The sequence below is a fragment of the Micromonospora sp. NBRC 107095 genome (assembly GCF_030269705.1).
In the GTDB taxonomy this organism is placed as follows: Bacteria; Actinomycetota; Actinomycetes; order Mycobacteriales; family Micromonosporaceae; genus Micromonospora; species Micromonospora parva.
Map to the genome: position 1 here is coordinate 1,588,976 of NZ_BSTU01000001.1, position 16,919 is coordinate 1,605,894.

A 16,919-nucleotide genomic window follows, 5' to 3' on the forward strand; every position below is an offset into this window, starting at 1 on the left:
CACTCATGACGGCGGGAGGCGGTTTCGGTGGGCAGCGCAGGGGTGCCGGTGGTCGTCGGGTTGGACAACGGCGGCACCAGCAACAACGCCACCGTGCTGACGGTGGACGGTCGCTTCCTGGTGGACGGGCTGTTGGAGATCCCCAGCGAGGTGGGGGCCGGGCCGGAGGCGGCGATCGAGGCGTTGGCCCGGGCGCTGGACGGCGCCCTGGCGCAGACCGGCGTGCCGCGTGACCTGGTCCGGGCGGTCGGGCTGGACACGCCGGGCCCGGCCAGCGCCGAGGGTGTCATCTCCTCGCGGGGCTCCACCAACTTCTCCCAACCGGCCTGGCGCGGCTTCGACGTGCGGGGTGCGTTGGAGCGACGGCTCGGCCTGCCGGTGATCTACCACAACGACGGCAACGCGGCAGCGCTCTACGCTCACCACGTCTACTTCGGTGCCGACGCGATGAACCGTTCGTCGGTGTCCGCGATCGTCGGCACCGGCCTGGGCGGCGGGGTGGTCGAGAGCGGTCGGGTGATCGCCGGTGCGGCAGGCATGGCGGGGGAGTTGGGCCATGTGCACATCCCGCTGAGCGGGCTGCTCGGGCCGGGTCAGCCGGACCCCACCTGCGCCTGCGGCTTCACCGGTGACGTGGAGAGCGTCGCCTCGCTGACCGGCATCGAACGCAACCTGCTGCCGTACTGGCTGACCCGGTACCCCGACCATCCGCTCGTCGCCGAGCCGGTGTCCCGGGCGGCCAAGCTGGTACGCGGTTACGGCGAGCGGGGAGACGCCCTCGCGCGGGACCTGTTCACCCAGCAGGCGATGGCGTTGGGACGGCTGTTCACGGTGGCGGCGAACTTCACCGACCCGCACGCGTACTTCGTCGGCGGTGGGGTGGTCGAGGCGGCGCCGGAGTTCCGGGACTGGTTCCTGGCGACGGTCCGCGAGCACACGGTGCTCCGAGAGGAGCAGGCGGCGGTGGCCGTTTTCGCGTTGGTGCCGGACCGGGACATGGCCGGCGCCCGGGGCGTCGCGATCGCCGCGCTGGAGGCGCTGCGCGCCGCTCCGGAGCCCCGCCCGCTGGTCGCCTGAGCCGGCGCGGGCCGCGACCCACGCCGGCTCAGGCACGTCTGGTCAGCGCTGGGGTGGCGCCTGGGCGAAGGCGGCCCAGGCCGTCGTGGGGAACAGCAGCGCCGGGCCGGCCGGGTCCTTGGAGTCGCGGACGGCCACCAGCCGCGGTATCGCGGCAACCTCCACGCAGGCGCCCTCGTCGCCGCTGCGGCTGCTCTTGCGCCACGCCGCCGCGGCCAAGGCCGCTGTGATCATCGGTGTCATCGGTCCTACCGTCCCTTCAGGACTGACAGGAGCATCTCGCGGCTGTCCGCCGGGCTGAGCGCCACGCTTCGGAGATGCTCCATGATCTTGGTGCAGGTACGCGTCTCGCCGGCGCGGTCGAGGATCATCTGACCTGCGACGGTTTCCACCGACGCGATGATCGGGTCCTCCGGGTCGGCGAACTCGAGGATGTGCAGGGAACCCCGGGTGCCCCGGTGGTAGCCGGCGGAGAGCGGGATCACCTGGACGGTGATGTTCGGCAACTCGGCCATCTTGACCAGGTGCCGTAGTTGCCCGTTCATCACCGACTGCTCACCGACCGGGCGCAGCAGCGCGCCCTCGTCGATGATCGCGTCGAGGATGGGCGGCTGGTCGGCGGTGAGTCGCTGTTGCCGGTCGAGCCGGATCTTGACCCGTTGCTCGACCAGGTCGTCGCCGAGGGTGTGCGGGCCGCCGCGCATCACGCCACGGATGTAGTCCGCGGTCTGCAACAGGCCGGGCACCACCGAGGGCTCGAAGTTGGCGATGGCGGTCGCCTCGGCCTCCAGCGCGATGAAGTCGATGGTGCGGGGGTCCAGCAGGTACGAGTACGACACCCACCAGCCCGGCTTGCGGGCGTCCTTGGCCAGCTGCACCGCCGCGGCCACCTCCTCGGCGCTCACCCCGTACGACGTGAGCAGGGCGCGCACGGTGGCCGGGCTGATCAGGGTCTGGGCGTTCTCGTACCGGGAGAGGGTGCTGCGGGTGCTGTTGATCTCATCCGCCGCGGTCTCCAGCGTCAGCCCGGCTGCTTCCCGGTGGTGGCGCAGGGCGATGCCGAGCCGGCGGGCACGGGCGGTCTTCGGGGCCATGCATCGATGGTCGCACACATTTGCGGGAACGTCTGCATGAGAGAACGTCGATGAGAGTTGCATTCACGGCTGTACACGTGTCAATCTGTTATGGCGTCCTCACCGCCGGTTGTCGTGGCGACGGTGGTGGTGAGCGACCGGAGGGGATGGGGCGCGCGGCGATCGGGTTTCTCCCCCGTACCCGATCGTCGCGTGCCGCCCCGCCATCCCGGCCTGCCGGAAGGAGACGACGTGCGAACCCGCCCGGAGCCCCCCGCCGTACCCTCGGTCGGCCCGCGATGACGCGCTTTCTCGTGGTGCTCACCGACGTGCGCCCGGTCGAGGGCGTCAACCGCAACGAGCGGGTCGCGCCGGAGCGGCGCCGGCAGGTCGTCGGGGCCAGCAGCCGGGAGGCCGCCGACCGCATCGCCGGCGCGTTCATGGCGCTGGGCATGGTGCGGGCCGGCCGGCAGCGGGTGAAGGTGATAGCGGTCGGTCGCCGGCACTCCCGGGACTGAGCGCGGGCCCAGGTCGGCGGCCTGCGACAGCGCTACCTCCCGGTTACACACCGTATATCCTCTGATGACCAGTTGCCGTGTCGTGCCGTGGCTCGCCGGGTATCGCCTCGCCCTTTCGCCACGCACAGTAAGGTCAACCGGGTGAGCGCCACCGGCGAGCACGACCAGCCGCAGTCGCGTACGAAGAGGTGACCGGAGTGACCACCCCAGGCAAGACCCGCGTGGCGATCGTCTTCGGCGGCCGCAGCCCGGAGCACGGCATCTCCTGTGTCAGCGCCGGCAGCGTGTTCGGCGCACTCGACCCGGACGAGTTCGAGGTGGTGCCGGTGGGCATCACCCGGGCCGGCCAGTGGGTGCTGACCAACGGCGATCCCGCCCAGCTCGCGATCAATGCCCGTCAGCTCCCGGAGATCACCGCCGACTCCGGCGACGACATCGTGCTGCGCGCCGACCCCACCGGCAACGGCCTGATGGTGCTCGACCCCACCGAGGGCCCCCGGGCGCTGGCCGACGTGGACGTGGTCTTCCCGGTGCTGCACGGCACGTACGGCGAGGACGGCACGATCCAGGGAATGCTGGAGATGGCCGGTATCCCCTACGTCGGGGCGAACGTGTTCGCCTCCGCCGCCGCCATGGACAAGGAGTTCACCAAGAAGCTCTGCGCCGTGGAGGGCATCCCGGTCGGCTCGTACGCCGTGCTGCGCAACGGGATGACCCTCAGCGAGCAGGACAAGGAGCGGCTCGGCCTGCCGGTCTTCGTCAAGCCGTCCCGGGCCGGGTCGTCGTTCGGCGTCAACAAGGTCACCGACTGGGCGCAGCTGGACGCGGCGGTCGCCGCCGCCCGGCAGTTCGACCCGAAGGTCATCATCGAGGCCGCGATCGTCGGCCGCGAGATCGAGTGCGGGGTGCTGGAGGGCGAGGCCGGTGGCGCGCCCGAGGCGTCAGTGCTGGCCGAGGTGCGGGTCGTCGCCGACCACGACTTCTATGACTTCGAGGCGAAGTACCTCGACGACTCCTGCGAGTACGACATTCCGGCCAACCTGCCGGACAAGGTGACCCGTCAGGTGCAGGAGTACGCGGTCCGCGCGTTCACCGCGCTGGACTGCGCCGGTCTGGCCCGCGCCGATTTCTTCGTCACTCCCGAGCTGGACGTCTACCTCAACGAGATCAACACGATGCCCGGTTTCACCCCGACGTCGATGTTCCCGCGGATGTGGGCGGCCTCCGGCCTGGAGTACCCGAAGCTGGTCAACCGCCTGATCCGTACCGCCCAGCGGCGCGGCGTCGGCCTGCACTGAGCGGTCCGACCCCGCCCGCGCGGCTCAGCCGGTGCGGGTGGGGTCGGTTCGTGTTCAGCGCTGGCAGCCGGACGGGACGGCCCCGCCGGACGGCACGCTCGCCACGATCGTGCTGGAGATCGCCGGCAACCACTGCAACGGCTGCTCGTACGCGCCCGGGACACGCACCGTGATCAGCGTCTCCCGGTCGACAGTGGAGAGCACCGCGTCGTCGGCCTGCTCGGCGAGGTGCCAGCAGACCCCGTTGACCGTCCAGACCTCGTCGGTGCTGGGGAAGGTCGGCTCGGTGCCGCCGCAGGCGACGGTGAGCGCGGGGTCGCCGTACGCGGCGTTCTGCTCCGGGCCGGCGGTGACCGGCCGCTGGGCCAGGTCACGGATGCTCGCCGGGAGCTGGGAGAGCAGCGCCCGGCAGACCGTGGCCGGGCGGGCGGCCAGCGCCGGGGCGGCCATCTCCACCGGGGCGGTGGACTGCACCCGGGCGGTGGTCGCGGAGGGCGTCGGCGCGGCGGCCGGAGTGTCCGGGCTGAGCTTGTTGAACGCCAACACGGCCACCAGCAGCGTGATCGGCAGGGCTATCACCGTGGCCAGCAGGGCAGCGCCCCGCATGGTCCGGTCGCGGCCGGCCGGCGCGGCGGCGGCGGGATCGGTCGGCTCACCGTTACCGTCAGCCGGCCCGGACGTGCCGTCGGTCGCGTCACGCGCGCCGTCGTCGTCCACCGCGGAGGAGGATGATGTCAACTCGTCCACTTACAGCCGCACCACCGAACACGTGAGGGTGCGGGTGATGCCGGGCACCATCTGCACCTTGCTGACGATGAGTTTGCCGAGCTCGTCGACGGTGTTCGCCTCGGTGAGGACGACCACGTCGTACGGCCCGGTGACGGCGTCGACGCGAACCACGCCGGAGATGTCCGCGATGAGACCCGCCACGTCACGTGCGCGGCCGACCTCGGTCTGGATGAGGATGTACGCCTGTACCACGACTCGACCTCCGTCCGTCGCCGCCCGGGAGCGGCCCGAAGGGTGAAACTACCTTACGGACCAGGTCTGATCCCTATCGGTGGTCAAGGAGCAGCGGTGAGCGAGCACGGCGGAGCCGGGCAGCACGGGCGCGACGCCCGCGGTGGCGTCGGCGTGTCCGGGATCGGGGAGTTCGGGCTGATCGGGAAGATCACCGCCCGGCTCTCGTACGGGCCGACGACCCTGCTCGGCCCGGGTGACGACGCGGCGGTGGTGGCCGCGCCGGACGGCCGGGTGGCGGCCTCGACGGACGTGCTGGTCGACGGGCGGCACTTCCGGCGGGACTGGTCCTCGGCCCGCGACGTCGGGCACCGGGCGGCGGCGGCCAACCTGGCCGACATCGCGGCGATGGGTGCCACACCGACCGCCCTGCTGGTCGCGCTCTGCATGCCGGCGGACCTGGACACCGGCTGGGCGGAGGAGTTGGCCGACGGGCTGTCCGCGGAGGCGTCGACGGTCGGCGCGAGCGTCGTCGGCGGCGACATGTCGGCCAGCCCCACCCTGACCGTCGCGGTCACCGCGCTGGGTGACCTGGCGGGCCACCCACCCGTGCTGCGCTCCGGCGCCCGACCTGGGGACGTGCTCGCCCTGGCCGGGCGCACCGGGTACGCGGCAGCCGGGTTGACCGTGCTGACCCGGGGCTTCCGCACCCCGAGGCTGCTGGTCGAGGCGTACCGGCGGCCACAGGTGCCCTACCAGGCCGGCCCGCTGGCCGCCCGGTCCGGCGCCACTTCCATGATCGACATCTCGGACGGGCTCCTGGCCGACCTCGGGCACGTCTCGGCGGCCAGCGGGGTGGCCATCGACGTACGCCGGGACGGGTTCGAGGTGCCCCGGCAGATGGCCGACGCGGCGCAGGCACTCGGCGTCGACCCGTACACCTGGATCCTCGCCGGTGGCGACGACCACGCGCTGGCCGCCACCTTCCCCCCGGCGGTGCCGCTGCCCCCGGGCTGGCGGCCGATCGGCCTGGTCACCGACGGTGCCGGCGTGACTGTCGACGGCGTCGGCTACGACGGCCCGGCCGGCTGGGACCACTTCCGCTGAGACCCGGGCACCGCCGTACGCTGGACACCGTGAGTGAGATCGAGATCCGGGTGGTGCGGTTCGACGCACCGGTGGCACAGCACCTGATCCACGCCGCCCTGGCGGACCTCGGTGCCCGCTACGGCGGCACCGGCGACGACACCCCGGTGGACGCGGCCGAGTTCGAGCCGCCCGATGGCGCCTTCCTCGTCGCCTACCTGGCCGGTGAGCCGGTCGGCTGCGGTGGCTGGCGTAGCCACGGCGCGGACACGGCCGAGCTGAAGCGGATGTACACGGTGCCGGCGGCGCGGGGGCGGGGGGTGGCCCGCGCGGTGTTGGCGGCCGTCGAGCGCTCCGCCCGCGAGCACGGCCGCAAGCGGGTGGTCCTGGAGTGCGGCGACAAGCAGCCCGAGGCGATCGCCATGTACGGCTCCGCCGGGTACGAGCGGATCCCGAACTTCGGCTTCTACAAGGACGCGGAGGGCTGCATCTCCTTCGGCCGCACCCTCTGATCCGCGGGCCAGACCCCCGGGCGCCCCGCTCCGACCTTCCGGACCTCGGGCCTGCGGCGCCTACCGCGCACACGACTCAGCCGGCGGACCCTCGGGGTCCGCCGGCTGAGTCGTACGAGAAGGTGGGTGCTACCGCGTCAGGCGCGGGTGACCTTGCCGGCCTTGATGCACGAGGTGCAGACCTGCAACTTCTTGGTGTTGCCGCCACCGGCCGGGGTACGCACCGACTGGATGTTCGGGTTCCAGCGGCGGTTGGTCCGCCGGTGCGAGTGGGACACGTTGTGGCCGAAGCCCGGTCCCTTGCCACAGACGTCGCACACGCTAGCCACGGGATACTCCTGGGATTGATACGTTCATGGGGTCGCCGGCAGGTGCTGCCCGGGCAACCTGGTCAGGTTACCCGATGACTCGCCGACCCGGCCAACCGGCCCGGTCCGGCGCTCACCCGTGCCCCGGCTCACGCCTGGTCGTGGGCCCGTCCGCCGGACGGCGGGCCGGCCCGGCGGCAAGGCTACCGGAGCGGTCCGTCCCCGCCGCGGCCAGCGCCGGCCCGGGGCGCAGCGGACACGCCGGACGAGTCCGACGGGTGTCGGTGTGCGCCAGTAGGCTTCTGCCCGTGCTGGACACCCTCGACGCCGCCGCGGTCCGCCGCTGGTGTGCGGGCGGGTTGGCCGCACTGAAGCGTCACCAGGGCGAGATCGACCAGCTCAACGTCTATCCGGTGCCCGACGGCGACACCGGCACCAACCTGGTGCTCACCCTCACCTCGGCCCAGCAGGCCCTCGCCATGGATCTGGACACCCTGCCCGACAGCGGGCCGACCGCGCACGGGCACGCCCTGCGGCTGATGGCCCAGGGCGCGCTGCTCGGCGCGCGGGGCAACTCCGGGGTGATCCTCTCGCAGATCCTGCGGGGTTTCGCCGACCAGGTCGCCGGAATGCCGGCGGTGCGTGGCCGGGAGTTGGCCGCCGCGTTGCGCTCCGGCACCGCCGCCGCGTACACGGCGGTCTCCCGGCCGGTCGAGGGCACACTGCTCACCGTTGTCGCGGCCGCCGCCGCGGCGGCCGAGGGCGCGGACAGCGACGACCTGCCGGCGGTGGCCGGCGTCGCGGCCCGGGCGGCGGCCGAGGCACTCGCCCGGACCCCGGAGCAGCTGCCGGCGCTGGCCCGCGCGGGCGTTGTCGACGCCGGTGGCCGAGGGCTCTGCGTGCTGCTCGACGCCCTGGTCGAGGTGCTGACCGGGGAGAGCACGGCCCGGCCCGCGCCGACGCCGCGCGCCGCCCGCCCGGCGGCCACCGTCGCCCGCGAGACCGGTTCCGACGAGTACGCGTACGAGGTGCAGTTTCTGCTCGATGCCCGAGCCGAGGCGGTCGCCGGGTTGCGCCGGGCCCTGGACGCGTTGGGGGATTCGCTTGTCGTCGTCGGCGACGGGCGTGAGCCGGAGGGCACCTGGAACGTGCACGTGCACGTCAACGACGTGGGCGCGGCGGTCGAGGCCGGGGTCGCCGCCGGCCGCCCGTACCGGATCTCGGTGACCCGTTTCGCCGACCAGCCGGAGCCGCCCGCCGGCCCGGCGGTGACCGGCCGGGCCGCGGTGGTGGTGGCCACCGGTGGCGGCATCGCCGAGCTGTTCGCCGCGGAAGGGGCCACAGTGGTGCCGGGCAACCCGTCCACCGGTGAGTTGCTCGACGCCGTGCGCAGCACCGGCGCGGCCCGGGTGGTGGTGCTGCCCAACGACGCCAACACCGAGGCGGTGGCGAGCGCGGCTGCTCGCGAGGCCCACCACTTCGGCATCAAGGTGAGCGTGGTGCCGACCCGGTCGCCCGTGCAGGCGTTGGCCGCCCTCGCGGTCCGCGACGGCGACCGCCGCTTCGAGGACGACGTGATCGCGATGGCCGAGGCGGCGGGCGCCTGCCGGTACGCCGAGGTCTGCCACGCCAGCCGGGAGGCGCTGACCGTGGCCGGCCCGTGCCGTCCCGGTGACGTGCTGGCGCTGGTGGAGGGGGAGGTGCACCTGATCGGCACCGACCTCACCGACACCTGCGCTGCGGTGGTCGACCGGATGCTCGGCGGTGGTGGCGAGATGGTCACCCTGCTGGCCGGGGCGGACGCGCCGGCCGGGCTCACCGAAGCCGTCCGCGCGCACGTCGCGCGACGCTGGCCGTTCGTCGAGGTGCACGCGTACCCGGGCGGCCAGCCGTTTTATCCGCTCCTGGTAGGGATCGAATGAGCGAACCAGCCACTGTGGACACTCCGCTCAAGAAGCTGGTCGGGGAGAAGACAGCGAAGGCGCTGGCCGCACACCTCGACCTGCACACCGCGGGTGACCTGGTCTACCACTTCCCGCGTCGCTACGACGAGCGTGGTGAGCACACCGACATCCGCTCGCTGGACGTCGGTGAGCAGGTCACCGTGCTGGCCCAGGTGCAGCGCACCGCGGTGCGCCCGATGCGTCAGCGGCGGGGCAACCTGCTGGAGGTGACCGTCGGCGACGGCTCCGGCGGGGTGCTGACGTTGACCTTCTTCGGCAACCAGGCGTGGCGCGAGCGGGAGCTGCGCCCCGGCCGGTGGGGGCTGTTCGCCGGCAAGGTCACCGAGTTCCGGGGCAAACGGCAGCTCAACGGCCCGGAGTACGTCCTGCTCGGCGAGGGTGGCGAGGGCGAGGCGGCGGTCAACGACGACATCGAGGAGTTCGCCGGGGCGCTCATCCCCGTCTACCCGGCCGCCGCTGCCGTGCCGACCTGGGTGATCGCGCGCTGCGTGCGCGTCGTGCTGGACACGTTCACCCCGCCGGACGACCCACTGCCGAACGCCGTGCGGGCCGGTCGCAAGCTGGTCGGGTTGGGCGCCGCGCTGACCGAGATCCACCGGCCGTCCAGCAAGGAGGCGCTGCACCAGGCGCGGCGGCGACTCAAGTGGGACGAGGCGTTCGCCGTCCAGGTGACCCTGGTGCAGCGCAAGCACCGGGCGGCCGACTGGCCGGCCCGGCCCCGCCCGGCACGCCCGGGCGGGCTGCTGGAAGCCTTCGACGCCCGACTCCCGTACGAGCTGACGGCCGGTCAGCGCGAGGTGGGCGTGGAGATCGCGGCGGACCTGGCCGCCCCACACCCCATGCACCGCCTGTTGCAGGGCGAGGTGGGCTCGGGCAAGACGGTGGTGGCGCTGCGGGCGATGCTCCAGGTGGTCGATGCGGGCGGGCAGGCCGCGCTGCTGGCGCCCACCGAGGTGCTGGCCGCCCAGCACCACCGCGGCATGCTCGACCTGCTCGGGCCGCTCGGGCGGGCCGGCGAGCTGGGCGCCGCCGAGCACGCCACCCGGGTCGAGCTGGTCACCGGCTCGCTGGGCGCGGCGGCCCGTCGCCGGGCGCTCGGCGAGGTGGCCAGCGGCGCCGCCGGCATCGTGCTCGGCACCCACGCCCTGCTCTACGAGGGGGTCGACTTCGCCGACCTGGGCCTGGTGGTCGTCGACGAGCAGCACCGCTTCGGCGTGGAGCAGCGCGACGCGCTGCGGGCCAAGGCCGATCAGCCGCCGCACGTGCTGGTGATGACGGCCACGCCGATCCCGCGCACGGTAGCGATGACGGTCTACGGCGACCTGGAGGTCTCCACGCTCTCCCAGCTGCCCCGGGGGCGGTCGCCGATCGCCTCGCACGTGGTGCCGGCGGCCGAGAAGCCGGCCTATCTGGACCGGGCCTGGCGGCGGTTGCGCGAGGAGGTGACCGCCGGGCACCAGGCGTACGTGGTGTGTCCGCGGATCGGGGACGGCCCTGGCTCCGAGGAGGAACCGCCACCCGAGGACGACAACGGCCGGCGGGCGCCGCTGGCGGTGACCGAGGTGGCCCCGCTGCTGGCCGAGGGTCCACTGCACGGCCTGCGGATCGGGGTGCTGCACGGTCGGCTGCCGGCCGACGAGAAGGACGCGGTGATGCGGTCCTTCGCGGCCGGCGACCTGGACGTGCTGGTGGCGACGACAGTGGTCGAGGTCGGCGTGGACGTGCCGAACGCGACGGTGATGATCGTGCTGGACGCCGACCGGTTCGGTGTCTCCCAGTTGCACCAGTTGCGGGGCCGGGTCGGCCGGGGTTCCGCCGCCGGGCTCTGCCTGCTGGTCAGCGAGGCGCCGGAGGGTTCGTCGGCGCGGGAGCGGCTGGACGCGGTGGCGTCCACGAGCGACGGTTTCAAGCTCGCCGAGCTCGATCTGGAGCAGCGCCGCGAGGGCGACGTGCTGGGTGCCACCCAGTCCGGGCATCGCTCGCACCTGCGGTTGCTGTCGCTGCGACGCGACGCCGACCTGATCCGCGAGGCCCGCGCCGAGGCGATCACCCTGATCGAGGACGACCCGGAGCTGACCCGCAATCCGGCGTTGGCCGCCTCGGTGGCCGCACTTGTCGACGAGGACCGCGCGGAGTACCTGGAAAAGGGTTGATCACGCGCACCGCCGTGATCCCCTCCAGTTCCATGAAACCGGGGTGTCCCGTCGACAGGGATACCCCGGTTTCCATGATGTCGAGTCGACCAGTTCGACCACTACATGGCTGAGGGCGCGCCGACCGGGTGGTCGGCGCGCCCTCAGGCGTCAGAGCGGGTTGTCTCAGGCGGTGAAGCGAACCCGACGACGACGGGCCACCACGAACAGGGCGGCACCGGCGGCGAGCAGCACCACGGCACCGGCGATGATGCCACCGGTGGCGGCACCGGTCAGCGGCAGAGCCGGCTCGTCCTTGTCGCCGCCACCCTGACCCGGGGCGCAGTCGGCCGGCTTCTCCCAGGCGATCGGCGCGGTGTCGTCCAGGCCCTCGGCGGCCGGCGTGACGACGAGACCCTCGGTCGCGTCGAAGGAGACGGAACCGGTCTCACCCGGCTTCACGACGAGCGTCTTCACCTCGCCCTTGTTCGGGGTCAGGGTGAGCGTGACGGTCTCACCGTCGGCGGGGTTCTCGATCGTGAAGGTGAGCTTGTCGCAGGTCGACTCGACCGAGCCAACCGGCTCCGCCGGAGCCGGGGTGGCAGTCGGGGTCGGGGTCGGGCTCTGGGTCGGCGGCTGGCTCGGCGACGGAGAGGCGGTGGTGGGGGTCGGCGTGGGGGTCGCCGGCGCGCTGGGGGTCGGGGTGCTCGCCGGGGGCGTGGACTCTGGCGCGCAGGCGCCCTTCGGCTCGGCGGCGACGGTCCGCGACTCGGTCACGATCCGGTCGGAACGCACCCATCGCGCCTCGACGGTCAGCTCGACCGTCGGCCGCTTCGTGTCGAAGGTGTGCGCCTGGGTGCCGGTGAGGAAACCCTTGCCCTTCGCCGGCAGGGTGGCGTCCTTCGCGAGGTCGCCGGTGAAGTCACCCGGGACGGTCGACTCGAGCTTGGTGATGGTCGCGTCGATGTTCTCGCTGTTGCCGACCGTCCAGGTCACCTTGACCTGGCCGTCGGAGGTCAGGCAGTAGGTGCCGGAGGGCTCGGGGTGGTGGGCGCTCGCGGGGCTCGCGATGACGCCGACACCGGCGAGGCCGATCAGCGCACCCGCGGCGATGGCCGCGACGCGCCGGAACGGAGACTTGGGAGGGTTCACGCCTGCTCCTGGTGAGGGGGGTACGGATCGCGTGGCGGGAGGCCGGGAGACATGGTGACCGGGGAGTCACCTGCTCACCGGGGCGTCGCGACGCGGTGGTGTTCCCGCGGCGAAAGCGGGGACAGGGGGAGACTGTACTGATGGGTGGTTAATGAGGGGAGTTCAGATCATTGCCATCCGGCAATGTAGTCGATTCGTGATCTTTGATGAACCGAAGGTGTCCGTCCGATCACTGGGGACTGTCCTCCCGCCGCTGCTGCACTGTGGATTCCGGGCCTGCGTGGCTGCTCGGTCGCGCCGCGTCGTCGCCGGCTGGCCTGCTCCCGGATCCGCGCCGTCCTGACCGGGTCCTGCGTCCCATCGCGTAGCGTCGCGGGCATGAGCAGGAGGAAACGGTGACCCGGATCGTGGCCGGGACGCTCGGTGGCCGGCGGATCGCCGCGCCCCCCGGCGCCGGCACCCGGCCCACCTCGGACCGGGTCCGGGAGGCGCTGTTCAGCGCCATCCAGGCCGACGTCGATCTCGACGGCGCCCGCTTCGCCGACCTGTACGCCGGCTCCGGCGCGGTCGGGCTGGAGGCGCTCTCCCGGGGCGCCCGGCACGTGCTGCTCGTCGAGTCCGACCCGCGGGCGGCCCGGGTGATCCGGGAGAACGTGGCGGCCCTGCGCGCCGGCCCGGCGGCCCGTCTGGTCACCGGCAAGGTGGCGACGGTGCTGGCCGCCGGGCCGGACGGGGAGCCGTACGACGTGGTCTTCGCCGACCCGCCGTACGCGGTGCCGGACGAGGAGATCACCGCGCTGTTGGCCGCGCTCGTCGACGGCGGCTGGCTGGCGCCCGACGCGTTGGTGGTGGTCGAGCGGTCCCGCCGCACCAGGGAGTTCGACTGGGTGGAGGGGATCACCGCCGAGCGCAGCCGCCGTTACGGCGAGACCACCCTTTGGTACGGTCGCCGATCATGAGACGTGCGGTGTGTCCCGGTTCGTTCGACCCGGTCACCAACGGACACCTCGACATCATCGGGCGGGCCAGTCGGCTCTTCGATGAGGTCATCGTCGGTGTGCTGGTGAATCAGTCGAAGAGTGGCCTGTTCACCGTCGAGGAGCGCATCGAGATGCTCCGCGAGGTGACCTCGTCGTACGGCAACGTGCGGGTCGAGTCGTTCCGCGGGCTGCTGGTGGACTTCTGCCGGGCCCAGCAGGCGAGTGTTCTGATCAAGGGTCTGCGGGCGGTCAGCGACTTCGACTACGAGTTGCAGATGGCCCAGATGAACATCGGTCTGGCTGGCGTGGAGACGCTCTTCATGCCGACCAATCCGCTCTACTCGTTCCTGTCGTCGAGCCTGGTCAAGGACGTGGCCAAGTGGGGTGGCGACATCTCCGCCCATGTCCCCGACCCGGTCCGCGAAGCGCTCCAGGCCCGGCTGGGCCCCCGCCGCTGAGCTGATCCCCCTCACCCCTCCGGCGGCGTTCGCGCGACCGGAGGTGCACGCGCGGGGACGCGGGGGGTGACTATGTCGCGACTCGCCGGGATGGGGTGAGTGGGGCGGCGGTGGGGCGGGCACGACATGATTGGTGGCGCGGGGAACGGCCGTAGCCCGCATCATGGAGGTCGGCCGACGAACGACAGGAGTGAGGTAGCCGGTGGACCCGCTCGATCGCATCGACGAACTGATCGCCATCCTGGAGCAGGCCCGCTCCGTCCCGATGTCGCGCAACAACTGCATGGTCGACCGGGGTGAGATGATCGCTGCCCTCGATGAGATGCGCGCCGATCTCCCCGCCGACCTGCGTCGTGCCGCCGCCCTCCTGGAGGAGCGCGACAAGATCATGGAAGCCGGCAAGCGCGAGGCGGACCGGATCATCAGCGAGGGTGAGGCAGAACACGCCCGCCTGGTCTCGGTGAACGAGATCACCGTGTCCGCCGAGCACGAGGGTGCCCGGATCATCGGTGAGGCCCGCGCCGAGGCGCAGCGCCTGCGGGAGGAGGTCGACGACTACGTCGACACCGCGTTGGCCAACTTCGAGCAGTTCCTCACCCGGGCGCTTGCCTCGATAGAGCGCGGCCGGGACAAGATGCACGCGTTGCGTGAGATCGGCACCTTCGCTGGGGATGAGGCGGAACGCCCGCTACCCTTCTGAGCGGCACCTCACCAGCCGACTTCTCAGGCGGGCGTCGCCCCCGGTTCGACGGTCCGGCGGTCGTCCAGGTAACCTTTTTTGTCGGCCTCTCACCGGCCGGAGTCTAACTATGCCCAAGCACTCGCCATCGACACTCAACCCCAGGTCGCCGCTGGTCCTCGACACGAGGGACCTGCCGCGTCGCCCTGGCGCGTTGCGTGAGGTCCAGCGGGTCGTGCCGGCACCGGCGGACCTCGGTGTGGAGTTGATCGGCGTGCCGGAGGGCGCGGACCTCGACCTCGATCTGAGGTTGCAGTCGGTGTCCGAGGGCGTGCTCGTCTCCGGGACCATCACCGGTCCCGTCCGGGGCGAGTGCGGCCGTTGCCTGCGCGAGATCAACGACTCGATGGCCGTGACGATCCAGGAGCTGTACGCGTACGAGGACAGCACCACGGACGCCACGACCGACGAGGACGAGGTGGGCCGGATGCAGGGCGATCTGATCGACCTGGAGCCGGCGCTGCGGGACGCGTTGGTGCTCACGCTGCCGACCAACCCGCTCTGCCGGGAGGACTGCCCAGGACTGTGCCCCGAATGCGGGGCGCACTGGGACGATCTGCCGGCCGACCACAGTCACCAGCAGATCGACCCGCGTTGGGCGGGCCTGTCGCAACTGACCGTTACAGAGGAGTAAGAACCGTGGCCGTCCCGAAGCGCAAGATGTCGCGCAGCAACACCCGGTCCCGCCGGGCGAACTGGAAGGCGACCGTGGTCGCGACCGTTGCGTGCCCGCAGTGCAAGTCCCCGAAGCTGCCGCACGCCGCCTGCTCCGTCTGCGGCACCTACAACGGCCGCCAGGTTCTCGAGGTCTGACCTGGACGCCGAGTGACGCCCCCGACCCCAGGTCGGGCGGCGCGCGCATCCTGGCATTCGCCCGGTGCTCCGGCTCACTCCGACGCCGGCCGGTCCAACCCGGCCGGCGTTCCGGTGGAGCCGGGCGCCGCGCGGATCGCCGTTGACCTCCTCGGCGGGGACGACGCTCCCGCCGTCGTGGTTGACGGCGCTCTGCGGGCCATGCGCGCCGACCCCGACCTGCATCTGCTTCTCGTCGGTCCGACCGAGGTCGCCGACGAGCTGATCGCCGCCCTCGATCCGGCGCAACGCGTCCGGATCACCGTGCGGCCCGTCCGCGATGTCGTCGGCATGGCCGACCATCCCAGCGCCGCCCGCGCCGAGAGCACCGTCCGGGCCGCGGTCACCGCCGTCCGGGACGGGACCGCCGATGCCGTGGTCTCCGCCGGCGCCACCGGTGCCACCGTCACCGCGGCCGTGCTCGGCCTCGGCCGGTCACCGGAGATCCGCCAACCTGCGCTGGCCGCCACCCTGCCCGCCGTGGCGGGGCCGGTGGTGTTGCTCGATGTCGGCGGCTCCCTGGAACCCCGCCCGGCCACCCTCGCCCGGCACGCCGTGCTCGGTGCCGCCTACGCGGCGGTGGCCCACTCGATCGCCGCGCCCCGGGTCGGGCTGCTCTCGGTCGGCACCGAGGCCGGCAAGGGCGACCGGGTCCGCCGCGCCACCGACCCGCTGCTCGCCGCCGAACCGCTGCCCGGCGGGGCGCGCTACGTCGGTCTGGTCGAGGGGTTCGACGTGGCCCTCGGCGCGCGCGCCGATGTCGTCGTCACCGATGGGTTCACCGGTAACGTGCTGCTCAAGGCCATTGAGGGCGCGTACGCGATGGCCGGCGGCCCACCCGCGCAGGGCGGAGCCCCCCGCGCGGCGGCCCTGTTGGGTGTCGCCGGGACGGTGGTCGTCTGCCACGGGTCCGCCCGCGCCGACGACGTCGCCTCCGGCATAGCTCTCGCCGCCCACCTGTGGCGGCGGCGCGCCACCGATCTGGTCTCCGCGTTGCTCGACGGCAACGCCGCGACGAATCGCACCGATCGCTCCACCGACACCGAGGTACGCACATGAGCAACGACAAGCGGCGGCGGGCGTCCGTCGGTCACCTGGAAGCCGCCTTCGGCGTGAGCCTGGAACCCGAACTGCTTCAGCGCGCGTTGACCCACCGGTCGTACGCGTACGAGAACGGCGGGCTGCCCACCAACGAGCGGCTGGAGTTCCTCGGCGACTCGGTGCTCGGCGTGGTGATCACCACGGCGCTCTTCCACAACCACCCGGATCTGCCCGAGGGGCAACTCGCCAAGCTGCGGGCCAGCGTGGTCAACATGCGGGCGCTCGCCGACGTGGCCCGCGGTCTGGGCCCGGACGGGCTCGGCGCGTACCTGCTGCTCGGCAAGGGTGAGGAGACGACCGGTGGCCGGGACAAGGCGAGCATCCTCGCCGACACGCTGGAGGCGCTGCTCGGCGCGATCTACCTGCAGTACGGCCTGGACACCACGGGGATCGTCATCCACCGGCTCTTCGACCCGCTGATGGCCGAGTCCGCCGGTCGCGGCGCCGCCCTGGACTGGAAGACCAGTCTCCAGGAGCTGACGGCGGCGCTCGGGCTGGGCGTGCCGGAGTACCGCATCGAGGGCACCGGCCCGGATCACCTCAAGACGTTCACCGCCTGGGTGGTGGTGGCCGGCAACCGGTACGGCGGCGCCGAGGGGCGCAGCAAGAAGGAGGCCGAGCAGCGGGCCGCCGAGGCCGCCTGGCGGACGCTCACCGACCAGAACGGCGACGATGGCCAGGATGGTCGGGCCGGCGACGACCGCCAGAA

General features: G+C 72.6%; 19 protein-coding genes and 1 pseudogene. 14 read left to right on the forward strand and 6 right to left on the reverse strand.

The window, feature by feature from the left end:
• Positions 1 to 27 precede the first annotated feature (27 nt).
• On the forward strand, positions 28 to 1,077 hold the full coding sequence (locus tag QSK15_RS07510) for an ROK family protein (RefSeq protein WP_285793503.1): 1,050 nt from the start codon (positions 28 to 30) through the stop codon (positions 1,075 to 1,077).
• 42 nt (positions 1,078 to 1,119) lie between these two features.
• Here QSK15_RS07510 and QSK15_RS07515 read toward each other — a convergent pair whose 3' ends face one another.
• Entirely contained in the window at positions 1,120 to 1,320 is a 201-nt protein-coding gene (locus QSK15_RS07515; protein WP_285793504.1) for a DUF397 domain-containing protein, read from the reverse strand.
• Between the two features lie 5 nt (positions 1,321 to 1,325).
• The gene (locus tag QSK15_RS07520; RefSeq protein ID WP_030335311.1) at positions 1,326 to 2,171 is read right to left on the reverse strand and encodes a helix-turn-helix domain-containing protein; all 846 of its coding nucleotides are present in this window, start codon (positions 2,169 to 2,171) and stop codon (positions 1,326 to 1,328) included.
• Between the two features lie 278 nt (positions 2,172 to 2,449).
• On the opposite strand from QSK15_RS07520, the gene QSK15_RS07525 reads away from it, so the two are divergent.
• Positions 2,450 to 2,668 (forward strand): hypothetical protein, encoded by a 219-nt coding sequence (locus tag QSK15_RS07525; RefSeq protein ID WP_030335309.1) that lies wholly within the window; start codon positions 2,450 to 2,452, stop codon positions 2,666 to 2,668.
• Between the two features lie 197 nt (positions 2,669 to 2,865).
• Complete coding sequence (locus tag QSK15_RS07530) at positions 2,866 to 3,966, forward strand: D-alanine--D-alanine ligase family protein (protein ID WP_030335307.1); 1,101 nt, start codon at positions 2,866 to 2,868, stop codon at positions 3,964 to 3,966.
• Positions 3,967 to 4,020: 54 nt separating this feature from the next.
• Here the strand turns inward: QSK15_RS07530 and QSK15_RS07535 are convergent, their stop codons facing one another.
• Positions 4,021 to 4,683, reverse strand: coding sequence for a DUF3515 family protein (locus QSK15_RS07535; RefSeq protein ID WP_285793505.1), 663 nt, complete (start codon positions 4,681 to 4,683; stop codon positions 4,021 to 4,023).
• Positions 4,684 to 4,713: 30 nt separating this feature from the next.
• Positions 4,714 to 4,947 carry an Lrp/AsnC ligand binding domain-containing protein gene (locus QSK15_RS07540; RefSeq protein ID WP_030335303.1) on the reverse strand — a complete coding sequence of 78 codons (234 nt, stop codon included), beginning with the start codon at positions 4,945 to 4,947 and terminating at the stop codon, positions 4,714 to 4,716.
• Positions 4,948 to 5,043: 96 nt separating this feature from the next.
• Between QSK15_RS07540 and QSK15_RS07545 the strand changes: the two genes are divergently transcribed.
• Together QSK15_RS07545 and QSK15_RS07550 are read left to right on the forward strand one after the other, a co-directional pair.
• Positions 5,044 to 6,033 carry a thiamine-phosphate kinase gene (locus tag QSK15_RS07545; RefSeq protein WP_285793506.1) on the forward strand — a complete coding sequence of 330 codons (990 nt, stop codon included), beginning with the start codon at positions 5,044 to 5,046 and terminating at the stop codon, positions 6,031 to 6,033.
• Between the two features lie 29 nt (positions 6,034 to 6,062).
• A complete protein-coding gene (locus tag QSK15_RS07550; protein WP_285793507.1) occupies positions 6,063 to 6,524 on the forward strand; it encodes a GNAT family N-acetyltransferase in 462 nt (153 codons plus the stop codon).
• A 137-nt stretch (positions 6,525 to 6,661) separates the two neighbouring features.
• On the opposite strand, the gene rpmB is transcribed toward QSK15_RS07550, so the two are convergent.
• Positions 6,662 to 6,853 carry a 50S ribosomal protein L28 gene (rpmB, locus tag QSK15_RS07555; RefSeq protein WP_007456456.1) on the reverse strand — a complete coding sequence of 64 codons (192 nt, stop codon included), beginning with the start codon at positions 6,851 to 6,853 and terminating at the stop codon, positions 6,662 to 6,664.
• 287 nt (positions 6,854 to 7,140) lie between these two features.
• Between rpmB and QSK15_RS07560 the strand changes: the two genes are divergently transcribed.
• Together QSK15_RS07560 and recG are read left to right on the forward strand one after the other, a co-directional pair.
• Positions 7,141 to 8,754 (forward strand): DAK2 domain-containing protein, encoded by a 1,614-nt coding sequence (locus tag QSK15_RS07560; RefSeq protein WP_285793508.1) that lies wholly within the window; start codon positions 7,141 to 7,143, stop codon positions 8,752 to 8,754.
• Positions 8,751 to 10,949 (forward strand): ATP-dependent DNA helicase RecG, encoded by a 2,199-nt coding sequence (gene recG / locus QSK15_RS07565; RefSeq protein ID WP_285793509.1) that lies wholly within the window; start codon positions 8,751 to 8,753, stop codon positions 10,947 to 10,949. The genes QSK15_RS07560 and recG overlap by 4 nt, the downstream gene beginning before the upstream one ends.
• Before the next feature lie 165 nt (positions 10,950 to 11,114).
• Here the strand turns inward: recG and QSK15_RS07570 are convergent, their stop codons facing one another.
• Positions 11,115 to 12,080 carry an LPXTG cell wall anchor domain-containing protein gene (locus tag QSK15_RS07570; protein ID WP_285793510.1) on the reverse strand — a complete coding sequence of 322 codons (966 nt, stop codon included), beginning with the start codon at positions 12,078 to 12,080 and terminating at the stop codon, positions 11,115 to 11,117.
• 395 nt (positions 12,081 to 12,475) lie between these two features.
• On the opposite strand from QSK15_RS07570, the gene rsmD reads away from it, so the two are divergent.
• From rsmD to rnc, 7 genes and pseudogenes are all read left to right on the forward strand, one after another.
• Positions 12,476 to 13,039: a 16S rRNA (guanine(966)-N(2))-methyltransferase RsmD gene (gene rsmD / locus QSK15_RS07575; protein WP_285793511.1), complete on the forward strand. Its 564-nt coding sequence runs from the start codon at positions 12,476 to 12,478 to the stop codon at positions 13,037 to 13,039.
• Positions 13,036 to 13,518, forward strand: coding sequence for a pantetheine-phosphate adenylyltransferase (gene coaD / locus QSK15_RS07580; protein ID WP_030335289.1), 483 nt, complete (start codon positions 13,036 to 13,038; stop codon positions 13,516 to 13,518). The genes rsmD and coaD overlap by 4 nt, the downstream gene beginning before the upstream one ends.
• Positions 13,519 to 13,720: 202 nt before the next feature.
• Entirely contained in the window at positions 13,721 to 14,218 is a 498-nt protein-coding gene (locus QSK15_RS07585; RefSeq protein WP_030335287.1) for an SPFH domain-containing protein, read from the forward strand.
• 109 nt (positions 14,219 to 14,327) lie between these two features.
• Complete coding sequence (locus tag QSK15_RS07590) at positions 14,328 to 14,891, forward strand: YceD family protein (RefSeq protein ID WP_030335285.1); 564 nt, start codon at positions 14,328 to 14,330, stop codon at positions 14,889 to 14,891.
• Positions 14,892 to 14,896: 5 nt separating this feature from the next.
• Positions 14,897 to 15,070 (forward strand): 50S ribosomal protein L32, encoded by a 174-nt coding sequence (gene rpmF, locus QSK15_RS07595; RefSeq protein WP_030335284.1) that lies wholly within the window; start codon positions 14,897 to 14,899, stop codon positions 15,068 to 15,070.
• Between the two features lie 114 nt (positions 15,071 to 15,184).
• Positions 15,185 to 16,168: a phosphate acyltransferase gene (locus QSK15_RS07600; RefSeq protein WP_285793512.1), complete on the forward strand. Its 984-nt coding sequence runs from the start codon at positions 15,185 to 15,187 to the stop codon at positions 16,166 to 16,168.
• Positions 16,165 to 16,905: pseudogene (rnc, locus tag QSK15_RS07605) on the forward strand (ribonuclease III); the annotation flags it as partial. The gene QSK15_RS07600 and the pseudogene rnc, both read left to right, overlap by 4 nt.
• Between the last annotated feature and the right edge of the window lie 14 nt (positions 16,906 to 16,919).

Excerpts from the sequence above, each read along its gene's own strand:
- QSK15_RS07515 (WP_285793504.1), bottom strand. The coding sequence starts at position 1,320 with ATGACACCGATGATCACAGCGGCCTTGGCCGCGGCGGCGTGGCGCAAG.
- QSK15_RS07520 (WP_030335311.1), bottom strand. The coding sequence starts at position 2,171 with ATGGCCCCGAAGACCGCCCGTGCCCGCCGGCTCGGCATCGCCCTGCGC.
- QSK15_RS07525 (WP_030335309.1), top strand. The coding sequence starts at position 2,450 with ATGACGCGCTTTCTCGTGGTGCTCACCGACGTGCGCCCGGTCGAGGGC.
- recG (WP_285793509.1), top strand. The coding sequence starts at position 8,751 with ATGAGCGAACCAGCCACTGTGGACACTCCGCTCAAGAAGCTGGTCGGG.
- coaD (WP_030335289.1), top strand. The coding sequence starts at position 13,036 with ATGAGACGTGCGGTGTGTCCCGGTTCGTTCGACCCGGTCACCAACGGA.
- QSK15_RS07590 (WP_030335285.1), top strand. The coding sequence starts at position 14,328 with ATGCCCAAGCACTCGCCATCGACACTCAACCCCAGGTCGCCGCTGGTC.